The 11,405-nt window shown below is 64.3% G+C and carries 7 protein-coding genes; 2 read left to right on the top strand and 5 right to left on the bottom strand.

Annotation, left to right across the window (positions count from 1 at the left end; all coding sequences use genetic code 11):
• Positions 1-500 precede the first annotated feature (500 nt).
• From ABRP28_RS21560 to ABRP28_RS21580, 5 genes are all read right to left on the bottom strand, one after another.
• Entirely contained in the window at positions 501-3,035 is a 2,535-nt protein-coding gene (locus tag ABRP28_RS21560; RefSeq protein ID WP_104443596.1) for an MMPL family transporter, read from the bottom strand.
• A gap of 44 nt (positions 3,036-3,079) precedes the next feature.
• Entirely contained in the window at positions 3,080-3,709 is a 630-nt protein-coding gene (locus tag ABRP28_RS21565) for a TetR family transcriptional regulator (RefSeq protein ID WP_350004771.1), read from the bottom strand.
• 60 nt (positions 3,710-3,769) lie between these two features.
• On the bottom strand, positions 3,770-5,395 hold the full coding sequence (locus tag ABRP28_RS21570) for an MDR family MFS transporter (protein ID WP_104443594.1): 1,626 nt from the start codon (positions 5,393-5,395) through the stop codon (positions 3,770-3,772).
• Entirely contained in the window at positions 5,392-6,018 is a 627-nt protein-coding gene (locus tag ABRP28_RS21575; protein ID WP_238340858.1) for a TetR/AcrR family transcriptional regulator, read from the bottom strand. Before ABRP28_RS21575 ends, ABRP28_RS21570 begins: the two co-directional genes overlap by 4 nt.
• Before the next feature lie 452 nt (positions 6,019-6,470).
• Positions 6,471-7,148, bottom strand: a complete 678-nt coding sequence (locus ABRP28_RS21580; protein ID WP_104443592.1) for a TetR/AcrR family transcriptional regulator — start codon at positions 7,146-7,148, stop codon at positions 6,471-6,473.
• A gap of 449 nt (positions 7,149-7,597) precedes the next feature.
• On the opposite strand from ABRP28_RS21580, the gene ABRP28_RS21585 reads away from it, so the two are divergent.
• Positions 7,598-9,280: an FAD-dependent oxidoreductase gene (locus ABRP28_RS21585; RefSeq protein ID WP_104443591.1), complete on the top strand. Its 1,683-nt coding sequence runs from the start codon at positions 7,598-7,600 to the stop codon at positions 9,278-9,280.
• 13 nt (positions 9,281-9,293) lie between these two features.
• A complete protein-coding gene (locus ABRP28_RS21590) occupies positions 9,294-10,574 on the top strand; it encodes a cytochrome P450 (protein WP_104443590.1) in 1,281 nt (426 codons plus the stop codon).
• Positions 10,575-11,405 lie beyond the last annotated feature (831 nt).

The raw sequence follows: 11,405 nt of genomic DNA on the forward strand, positions 1-11,405 counted from the left end.
CCGGTCACTTCCTGCCTTCTTTCCGGAGTCGCTTCGCTTTATACATTTGGGCTAAGCAGGCCGGCGCTGTGCTTCCTCGCCGATGCCGCAGCATTGGTAGCCTCGCTCTTTTGGCTTACTGAGGCTTTCCCACTCCGGAGGCCACCACGAACGTTGGTTGGTTGCCCAGGGAAGAACAACCGAGACGCTGAGTCCCCTGCCTCCCTGGGGCTTGTCCTGCCTGCTACGGCGACCCGACAGTTCGTAGCCTGAAAAACTGTCGGGCTCCCTGCCGCGTCCGGCGCAGGGAAGTCCGGCGGTTTTTCCAAACAGCGGCAGGGCATTGTCCGCTTAGTCCCGCGGCTGCGGGAAGGGGCATGGATCATGCGTTACGGATCCAATCTTTTCCAGCGGTCCCGCGACGCAACATGCCCACAGGAGACCTGCTGCAGGGCAGAAAAGGTGCCTTCCTGAGCGACAGCGGCCTGGGGCAATGTTCAAGGCGGCACCTGAGATCCTGCTCAGTCGCGTGTGCTGACCAGTACAGGGGCTGACGGTCCGGTGGCGGCGGGGGCGGCCGGTAGTTTGGCGCCTTCGACGTCGACGTCGGGCAGGATGCGGTCCAGCCAGCGGGGGATCCACCAGGCTTTTTCGGCGAGGAGGTGCATCGCTGCGGGGATGATGGTCATCCGGATCAGGAATGCGTCGACCAAAACGCCGAAGGAGAGGCTGAACCCGATCGGGCGGACCATGGTCAGTCCGGAGAAGATGAACCCTGCGAAGACGGCTGTCATGATGATCGCGGCGGCGGTCACGACGCGTGCACCGTGGCTGAAGCCGGTCCGGACGGCGGTCCGGGCGTCTTCTCCGTGGATGTGGGATTCGCGCATGCCCGAGACCAGGAAGACCTGGTAGTCCATGGCCAGGCCGAACAGCACGCCGATGAGGATGATCGGCAGGAAGCTCAGGACCGCCGCCGGGTTGTGGACCCCGAAGATCTCGCCGAGCCAGCCCCACTGGTAGACGGCGACGATGGCGCCGAAGGTCGCTGCCATGGAGAGCAGGAACCCGCCCGTTGCCAGCAGCGGGACCAGGATGGAGCGGAAGACCAGCAGCAACAGCACCAGGGAGAGTCCGATGACGACGCCCAGGTACAGGGGAAGGGCGTTGAACAGTTTCTCGGAGACGTCGATGTTGGCTGCTGTCTGGCCGGTCAGGCCGATGCTCACCCGGGTGTCCGTTTCGATGTCTGCGGCGGCGCTGCGCAGGTCCGCGACGACCTGTTCGGTACTGGCGCTGGCCGGCCCCTCGGCCGGGATGACCTGGAAGATCGCGGTCCGGCCGTCCTCGCTGAGGAGGGCGGGCAGGGCGGCGGTGACGTTTTTTACGTCCCGGAGCCGGTCCGCGACGTCGTACTGCAGTTTCTCTGATTCGGCGGCGCTTAGCCCTTCGGGGAGTTTGCCGACGGCGATGATCGGGCCGTTGACGCCTTCGCCGAAGGACTCGCCAAGGGTGGAGTAGGCCTTGTAGGCGTCGGAGTTCACCGGCTCGGTGCCTCCGTCGGGCAGGGCTACCCGGAGCTGGGCCGCCGGAAGGGCGGTAATGGCCAGTGCCAGGACCGTCACGGTGAGAACGATGATGGGATGGCGGGTGACGAACGCGCCCCAGCCGTGGCGGCTGTGTTCCTGGTCCTCGGCTTCTTCCAGGGCTTCGGCCGATGTCCCGGCCCGGGTCGCTTTCTCGGCAGCGGCGGCAGCCGCGGCACGTGCCTTGTCCCATGCCCGTTTGGACAGGATTCGGGTTCCGATGAATCCGAGCATTGCGGGGGTCAGGGTCAGGGCGACGAGCACGGCCAGGGCGACGGTGCCGGCACCTGCCAGGCCCATGATGGTCAGGAACGGAAGGCCGGGTACGGCCAGGGCGGCCAGGGCGATGACGACGGTCAGCCCGGCGAACAGCACCGAATTTCCTGACGTACCCGTGGCCCGGGCCACGGATTCCTCCATGGCCATCCCGTGCAGCAGCTGGGTCCGGTGCCTGTTGACGATGAAGAGTGAGTAGTCGATGCCGACAGCGAGTCCGAGCATCAGGGCCAGGAATACCGACACGGATGCCATTTCGATCACACCGGAGAGCGCAAACGTGGCGCCGACACCGACGGCTACGCCGATGATGGCCATCAGCAGCGGCAGGCCGGCAGCGACCAGGGTTCCGAGCATGACGATCAGGACCAGGGCCGCGACGCCCACACCAATGATTTCGGCTGTGCCGAGGACTTCTGAGACATCCTGGGTGATGCTCTGGCTCAGATACACCTCCACCCCGGAGGCGGAGGCAGCCGTGATGGTTTCCTTCACCTCTTCACGGACTTCGGGAGCGACTTCGTAGATCGATTGGGTGAACTGGATCTGTGTGACGGCTGATTTTCGGTCCGCGGACACGGTCCGCATCCCGGCTGAGGCATCCAGCTTGCGCTGGCCTAAGGCCAGAGCTTCCTCGTTGGCGGCGATTTCCTTCGCACCGGCGTCCAGCTGCTCACGGGCTGTTTTCAGCTGGGCGAGGGCCTGGTCCATGCCGGGGACCCCGGCGGCTGCAGCGGCGTCCAACTGGGCCTGCTGCGCGTCCAGCTGCAGGCGGCCTTCAGTGATTTGTTTCCCGGCAGCGTCCAGCTGGGCCTTGCCCTCGGCGAGCTGGGCTGCTCCGGCGTCGATCTGGTTCTGCAGTTCGAAAGGGCTGGCAGCTGACTGGACTTCCGGAATGTCCTTCAGCCGCTCCAGGGCATCTCCGATGGCCTTTTCCTGGTCGGGCGTGAAAGTGCCGGAGGTGGCATGGAAGACCACGGCGCCGCTGCCTCCGGCTGCTTCTGGCAGTTCCTCTTCGAGCTGGTCCAGGACGCGCTGGCTTTCGGTGCCCGGAATGCTGAAGTTGTTGCTCATGGTGCCGTGGAACGCGGCCGCGGCGCCACCGGTGCCCAGCACCACGGCTATCCACAGCGCCAGGACCCACCAGCGGCGACGATAGGCCAACCGGCCCAAGTGGTAAAGCATGGATGCCATGGATTTCAGCCGTTCTGATAAAAGGGGGGGATTAATAGGTTGGACTACAGGGTGAAGCCGTGGCGCAGGTATCCGACCACGTCGACCAGGAGCTGGCGCAGGAGTGTCAGGGACTCCTCGGTAACATCACCGCCGGTGCGGCGGTACCACTGGGACAGTGCGGCTTTCCCTGAGGAGAGCACCGAGCCGACCAGGGCGCTGGCATACAGGGGATCGTGATCCGCTCCCGGGCGCTGACTGATAGCGGTGACCAGCCTCTCGGCGCAGTTCTCCCAGCCTTGGAGCTGGAACCGGTTCATCTGCGCGTCAGTATCGGCCAGGCCGTACACCTCGGCCATCGCGGCCAGGTGGATCGGATCCGCCAGGGCGGTCAGCACCTCGTACATGGACTCGACCAGCGGCTCTTCGGCAGGGCGGGCCAGGAACTGGTCCGCCGCATGGTCCAGGAACTCCTCGATGTTGACCACCAGGGCCGCCTCACGGCTGGGGAAGTAATTGAAAAAAGTCCGCCGTGACACCCCGGCGGCCGCGGCGATGTCGTCCACTGTAAACCGGCCCGGGCCCTTGACCCGGACAAGATTCAACGCCGTGTCCACAATGGCGTTGCGGGTCGCGGTTTTGTTCGCTTCCCATCCGGGCTGGACGGACCGGACCGTGCCCGGAGAAACACTCATGGAAAAAGCCTACCCGCAGGTTTGCACGGCGTGCAAACCTGCGGGCAGGTGTCAGGGACTTTAGCGGCCGGAGCTGGCCGCCTGGGCAGGGGCGTCGTCTTCGGCGTCGTCGGCGGTGATCAGGATGTTGCCCTCGGAAATCGATTCTGACAGCACGTCGTGTTCAACGGCGGTGGCCAGCGGCTTCTCCTTAACAAAGCACAGCAGCACGGTCGCGATCAGCGCCAGGGGAACCATCCAGACGAAGATGGGCGTCAGGGCATCGTTGTAGGAGGAGATGATGGCCTCCTTGATCGGCGCCGGGAGGGCGTTGACTACTGCCGGCGTCAGCGAGTTGGACCCGCCTGGCGCCCCGCCGCCGGCGGCCGCTGCCGGGAGGCGTTCAATCAGCAGGTCGTGCAGGCGGCTCGCGAAGAGGCTTCCCACGACAGCTGATCCCAGGGTGGCGCCGATCTGGCGGAAGAAGTTGTTCGATGCTGTTGCCGTGCCGACCTCCCGCAGCGGGAAGGAGTTCTGGACGATCAGGACCAGGATCTGCATGTTCAGGCCCAGGCCCAGGCCCATGACGGCCAGATAGGCGCAGATCTCCCATAGCGGCTGCTCCGGTTTGAGGGTGGAGAGCAGAGCCAATGCCGCCGCCACGATGACTCCGCCGGCGATCGGCATCCATTTGTACCGGCCGGTTTTGGACACCAGCTGACCCGAGACGACCGAGGCGACGAGAAGGGCGCCCATCATCGGGATCATCAGCAGTCCCGAATCCGTGGCGTTGACGCTGAAAGCCATCTGAAGATACGTCGGAAGGTAGCCGATGGCGCCGAACATCGCCACTCCAATCAGCAGGCCGGCGATGGTGGTGAGGTTGAAGTTGCGGTCCTTGAACAGGTGCAGGGGAATGATCGGCTCGGCCGTGCGGCGTTCAACGAGGACAAAAGCCACGGCCGCCACGATGGTGCCGGCAATCAGAGCCAGGATGATGGGATCGTTCCACTCATACTTGCTCCCGCCCCAGGTGGCAAAGAGCACCAGGCAGGTCGTCGCAACGGCAATCAGCACCATGCCGCCCAGATCCAGACGCGGTTTCCCGCTGCGCCTGGGGAGTTTGAGGAAGAACGCAGCGCCGGCCAGTGCCAGCAGGCCCAGCGGAATGTTGATCCAGAAGACCCAGCGCCACCCCGGGCCCTCGGTGAACCAGCCGCCCAGCAGCGGGCCGGCAACGGAAGAAATAGCGAAAACGCCACCCATGACGCCCATGTATTTGCCGCGTTCGCGGGCCGGAACAACATCGGCGATGATCGCCTGCGACAGGATCATCAGGCCACCTCCACCCAGTCCCTGGATGACACGGGCGGTGATCAGAACACCCATATTCTCTGCCAGCGCGCCGACCACGGAACCGGCCATAAACAGCACGATCGCGGCCATTAAAAGGGCTTTGCGGCCCATCAGGTCGCCCAGCTTGCCGTAAACCGGCATCGTGATGGTTGAGGCGAGGATGAACGCGGTAATGACCCAGAGCATGTCGCTCACACCATTAAGCTCCCCCACGATCGTGGGCAGCGCGGTGCTGAGCACTGTCTGGTTCAGCGCGGCCAGGAGCATGGAAAGCATCAGCCCGACGAACAGCAGGATGATGTGCTGCTTTCCCTCGGCCGTCGCGGCCTGGCGGGCAGGGATGTTAGTCATAAAAGTTTCCTTTGAATTTGGCGAAGAAGGGCCAGGGAGGGATCAAGGTCTTGCGGTCTGAGGCCCCTGACAGGGTCGTAGCCCGCGGAGGTGAGATTGAATCGGACGGGGACGCCGGCGATCATGACAAGCATCCGCGCCGTATCGTCAGCGCCGAATCCCTCGTCTCCGGCAGCCCATGAAGGATCGCTGGCGAGTACGCTGGCCACGGCCTCGCAGACCAGTGCCTCGGCTTTGACCATGTATTCCATCTGACGCTGGGCCAGATGGGGATACGCGGCCATGAGCTGACGGCGTCGGAGCGCGTCAGTGCTCCCCAGAGCCGTCCGCGCCACCGCCACCAGCAGCCGCGAAACCTGCCCTACCAGATCAACGCCGGGGGACATCCGGGACAGCAGCTGCGGATCCAGTACAGGCTCCTGGAGGCCCAGGACGGCATCCTCCTTGGCCCGGAAATAGTTGAAAAATGTCCGGGATGATACGCCGGCACTGTCGGCGATGGCCCCCACCGTCGCGTGCTCAAGGCCACGCTCCAGAGCCAGCGACGCGGCAGCCTCATGGAGGGCAGTCCAGGTTTCGGCCTTCCGACGCTCCCGCAGGGAGGGGGTCGCAGTTTTGGTCATGCATAGATAATTGCATGAATGCATTTTCTGCACAAATGCATACTTGAAATTCCGCGCAGCGATGCGGCGAAGGGCCCGCGAAGCTAGGCCTGATGAACGCCATGGCATGGGCGGCACATCAGTCTTTTGTGTTCTTCAGCACAGGAGCACCAGTAACCGGCTTCCTCGGCAACTTCATCCGTTCATCACCGCTGTCGGACAGGGCGCTGCAATCAGCGGCGCCCTCTCCCGGGACCGCTCCGAATAGCTCGAAGGCCTGCAGATCCTTGCCCTCTCCCCTTGGAACCCAGCCGCGGTGTCAGCCTCCTGGTCCAGGAGCCATCGCCTTCATCGGCCGCCACCCTCCCAACCTGGCGCGCAGCAAGCCGAGACCCATTAACTCCCTCCGCCACGAACAGGCCAGCCGGCGAAGATCAGCAGGATGTGGCGCTTGGACGCCGCATCGGCGCCAGCTACCGGCGCGTTCGGGAGCGTATCGATCGTGGTTTTGGTGCCATGCGGTTCTGGGGTTGCGACGCATCGTTCGTGATGCGGTGGATCAGCTTGATGGACCTGCGCAACAGCTCCGACGTGGAGGCCGCCGGCGAGGCGCTCAACCGCTGACGCATCACGTAATGCATAACGCCGGTGCTCAGGGAGACGACCATGCGCGCCTCGTCTTCGAGGTCTGGATCGGCAGCCCGGTCGCGTCCCTGAGCCTCGTAGCGGGTATGGACGATCGCGACAAACTGCTCCTCGAATTCGGCCATCCGCGCCGTTTGCTTGTTCAGCAGTTCCGGAGTCTGCATGATCACTGTCCGGCGGGCCATGACCACGTCGGCGTCGGGCTCCTGGTCCAGGAGCCACTCCACGACCAACGTCAGGAAGTCTCCCAACACGTCCGTTCCCGCCTTCCGGGCGAAGGCGTCGATCTGCTGATCGGAGGGCAGTGGCGGGATCACCCCGAGGATGACGCCTTCCTTGGAACCGAAGTAATTGAAAAAGGTGCGCTGCGAGACCATGCTGGATTCGCAGATCATGTCTACAGTGATGTTGTCGTAGCCGTGTTCAAGTGCGAGATTGATCGCAGCGCGTTCGATCGCGGCCTGCGTAGCCGCCCGTTTGCGTTCCCGTAACCCGTCTACAGCCATGGTGTGCTCCCTACTCGGAACACGGCGCTACGATCGGGTTGTGCCGGGATGCCCGGCCGGCGGGCAACGTGCGGCCAAGGAACGCGATAAGCATGACCACAGGATAATCCTGCCCACAGAAGGGTGGGCGCGAAATCCAGCATCTGATGTCCTGCAGGTGCGACAGGAGCGTGTCCGCGGGGTCGTTGCCGATCAGCGAACAGACCCCAAGGACACTCGGCGCCCTGCGTCAAAGCAGGCCACGCACGATAGTGCAGTTGGAAGAAATATGCAGTAACTGCACACTCTTCCGCTGGCTGCGCACCGGGTCTAGACTCAAATTCACTTGATCGTGAATGGAATCGACGCCTTCCCGGACCCCCTCCATGCTCTGAGATGAGCGGCCCGCTCGAATCGGGCGAGGCGTCGGCCCCACGGCAGAGGAAAGCCGGCAGGACGGAGAAACCGGCATGAGGATCGTCGTCGATCTCAATAAATGCCAGGGTTACGCACAATGTGCCTTCCTCGCACCGGATGTCTTCACCATCCAGGGAGACGAGGCACTCACCTACGACCCCGACCCCGACGGGACGCAGCGCACCAGGATCCGCCGGGCAGCCGCTGCATGTCCGGTCCAGGCCATCAGACTCGAACACGCGGACGGACAGACCGGGTCGCTGCACCCGGGCACCAAGGCGGGAACACCGGACACGGCCAGGGACGACTGGGAGGGCTCCGAAACGTTCAGGAAGACGGGACGGATCGTCATCGTCGGTGCATCGCTGACTGGGCTGCACGCAGCAGAGCGGCTGCGGGAGGAAGGCTTCACCGGCTCCCTGACCCTGGTCGGGCAGGAACCGCACCAACCCTACGACCGGCCGCCCCTCTCCAAACAGCTGTTGTCCGGGTCCGCGCGGTCGGACGATACAACACTGCCACGCCGCCGCGACATCGACGCCGACTGGCGGCTGGGCGTAGCGGCCACGAGTCTGGACCTGGCCGCGAAGCAGCTTCACCTCGCCGACGGCGCCCGGATCGGATTCGACAAGCTGTTGATCGCCACCGGCCTGCGCGCCCGACCCTGGCCCAACGCAGCGGAGGCAGCCCTGAGAGGAGTGCTCACGCTGCGCACGCGGGAGGATTCAGCGAAGCTGCGCGACCTCCTCGCCCGGGGGCCACGCAGGGTGCTGGTCATCGGCGCGGGGTTCATCGGGTGCGAGGTCGCTTCCGTGTGCCGTGAACTCGGCCTGCAGGTCACCGTCGCGGAGGCCGGCCCGGCACCGCTCGTTGCCGCCCTCGGCGGGGTGATCGGCACAGTCGCCGGGGAGCTGCAGCTCGAGAAAGGTGTGGATCTGCGCTGCGGTGTCCGGGTCCTGACCCTTGAGGGTGACGCCACCGGGCAGCTGCGCCGGGCCGTCCTGTCCGATGGCACTACGCTGGAGGTGGACGTGGCGGTCGCCGCGCTCGGCGCCGTCCGCAATGTCGAATGGTTGGAAGATTCAGGCCTGGCCTGCGGCGTATGGGGCGTCGCATGCGACACCGGTTGCCGCGCCTTCGACGCGAACGGCCTGGTCACCGATGACGTCTTCGTCGCCGGCGACATAGCGCGCGCCCCGCAGCCGATGTACGGCTATCAGTACCTCGCCGTCGAGCACTGGGGCAACGCCATCTCCCAGGCCGAGGTCGCGGCGCACAACATGGTCAGCCGCGAGACGGAACGGTGGCCGCACCTAGCGATGCCAAAATTCTGGTCCGTCCAGTTCGGCACCGAAATCAAGAGCGTCGGCGTGCCTTCGGTCGCCGATGAGGTAGCCATCGTCCAGGGATCGGTGGCCTTGAAACGTTTCGTCGCTGTCTATGGCTACAAGGGGCGTATCGTTGCGGCCGTCGCCTTCAACCAGAACAAATGGCTCGAATTCTACGAACCGCTGATTGAGCAGGCCGCCCCCTTCCCGCCGTCGTTTAGCCACGTCGACGAGTCAGCCGATGCCCGGCCCGTGCCGGCGAAGTTCCGGCCAATAACCAGCCCCACCCAGGACGCGACAGTCGTCGTGACCGGTCACGATCCCAATGAACGCCGCGCCAGATTAACCCGCCTCGCCGCCGGTGACATGCCGTCGCGAAGGACCGCAGAAACCGCGTTCCACGAATAAAGGAGCCTCCACCATGAGCCAGGCCACCCTCTGGGAGCAGATCCTCGATCCCTCCAACAGGGCAAACCCCTACCCGTTCTACGCGGAACTCCGCAAGAATCCGGTGACAAAGCTTCCGGACGAAAGCTACGTCGTCAGCACTTACGCGGAGATCGCCGCCCTGCTGCATGACCCGCGGGTAAGTTCTGACCTCAGCCGCAACCCGGCTGCCGCTGCCGCAGCCGCTGGCGCCGCCGGTGACGATGACGACGACGGGGGCATCCTGGGCATGACTCCGACGTTCCTGAGCATGGATCCGCCCGACCACGACAAATTCCGGCGGATCGCCATGCGCGACTTCGGACCGCCCACGACGCCGGGCCGGGTCGCCGGAATGGAGCCAAGGATGACGGAAATCGTCACCGAACTGATCGACAACATGGCTGACCGCACCAGGATCGACGTCGTCGATGACCTTGCGTATCCACTGCCCGTCACCGTGATCTGCGAACTTCTCGGCGTCCCCCCGGGCGACGAACAGCGTTTCCGGGTCTGGGTGGACGTTGCCCTGCAATCCACGGATCCCGGCCTCGATCCGGAAACACAACAAAAGAAGAGGGCTGAGGCCGGCAAGGAACTGCGCGCATTCATGGAAGAACTAGTCGAGGCCCACCGGCAGGCACCAGGCAATGACATGCTCTCGGCGATGGCCACGGGCGACGGCCCGGAAGGCCGCATGCCCGCCGACCAGTTGGTCAGCACCGGGCTTCTCCTGCTCATCGCAGGACACGAAACCACCGTGAACCTCATCTCCAACGGCGCGCTGACACTGCTACGCCACCCGCAGGAGCTTCAGAAACTGCGCAACGATCCCGACCTGGCCATTCCGATGGTCGAGGAGCTGCTGCGCTACGAGCCCCCGGTACATTTCCTTCCCTTCCGCACAGCCCTCGACGATATCGACGTCGCCGGCACGACCATTCCCGCAGGCGCCTCCATCACGATGCTCCTGGCCGCAGGCAACCGTGACCCCGCACACGTCACCGACCCCGACCTGTTCATCCCGGACCGACCCAACAACCAACACCTCGGCTTTGGCAGCGGCATCCACATCTGCTTCGGCGCACCCCTCGCCCGACTCGAAGCCCAAATCGCCCTCACCGCATTCGCCAGCAGACTGAAGAACCCGCGGCTGGTCGCCGACCCACCACCCTACCGACCGAGCCCTTTCCTGCGCGGACCTTCGCACCTGCCGGTCGACATTGACGGCATTGCCGCGGCAACCAAGACGGCCCACTCCACCGCTGACACATAAAGCGTCCGGCATTTCAGCCGGAATCGTGCTATCCATCGCACTCGATGCAGTACGAGTGGCCTTCTTTTCGCGCGCGAGCTGGGACCGGCGCCGGAACAGGAAACAGAAGCAACAGGTGAGCCAGTCCCCGGCCTTGGGGTGACATGAACGATGAGTTCCTCGCCGACGAACTCGCGGCCGGGGTCATGGCCTCACCGAGCGCGGGCGGATACGTCCAGCTCCCGGAGGGGTCGCCGACGTCCAGTCGGGTGTTCCAGTCGACCTCGTCGAAGCCAAGGCGTGGTCAGCAACGGATTCCGACCACCAATGAAAATAGCTGCAGCATCCCTTACAGCTTCACATCGACGTCGAACTTATCCGCTGGCCGGCCTGTCAGTGCAGCGGCCGCCGCCTGCACTGCCTGAGGAATGTCCTCAAAAGCTTTCGCATACGCCTCTAGACCGGGCAGCTCAAGGACCTCCAAGGCAAGCCACCCATCAGCAGCCGATCTAATCCGTGTTGTGAGCTTCATCCTGCACAAATCCCGTCTGTCCTGCCTTCATAGAGCAGGGTATCGAAGCGGAAACTTCGTCCCTAAAGCCCTCCACCCGCACTAAGGGCGTTGATGCAGCCGATGGTCGTCCACATACTCGAAGTCGACCAGGACGCCATCGAGGAACTCGAATCAGTCATCAGGAGACGAACCCTCCACTTGATTGAGGCTGCGGTTGACTGTACCGCGAAGACCTGGGACGCGTCCCCCGGCTCGTACAACGTTCTGTGCTGCGCTCCCTCCAAAACGTCTTAAAACGGCACGGACTCCGGTAACGACAAGCGGAGCAAGGAACGTCG

The organism is Pseudarthrobacter sp. WHRI 8279 (assembly GCF_040224115.2).
Classification (GTDB): domain Bacteria; phylum Actinomycetota; class Actinomycetes; order Actinomycetales; family Micrococcaceae; genus Arthrobacter.

Coding starts and splice junctions, on each gene's coding strand:
- ABRP28_RS21560 (WP_104443596.1), bottom strand. CDS start 3,035: ATGGCATCCATGCTTTACCACTTGGGCCGGTTGGCCTATCGTCGCCGC.
- ABRP28_RS21565 (WP_350004771.1), bottom strand. CDS start 3,709: ATGAGTGTTTCTCCGGGCACGGTCCGGTCCGTCCAGCCCGGATGGGAA.
- ABRP28_RS21570 (WP_104443594.1), bottom strand. CDS start 5,395: ATGACTAACATCCCTGCCCGCCAGGCCGCGACGGCCGAGGGAAAGCAG.
- ABRP28_RS21575 (WP_238340858.1), bottom strand. CDS start 6,018: ATGACCAAAACTGCGACCCCCTCCCTGCGGGAGCGTCGGAAGGCCGAA.
- ABRP28_RS21580 (WP_104443592.1), bottom strand. CDS start 7,148: ATGGCTGTAGACGGGTTACGGGAACGCAAACGGGCGGCTACGCAGGCC.
- ABRP28_RS21585 (WP_104443591.1), top strand. CDS start 7,598: ATGAGGATCGTCGTCGATCTCAATAAATGCCAGGGTTACGCACAATGT.
- ABRP28_RS21590 (WP_104443590.1), top strand. CDS start 9,294: ATGAGCCAGGCCACCCTCTGGGAGCAGATCCTCGATCCCTCCAACAGG.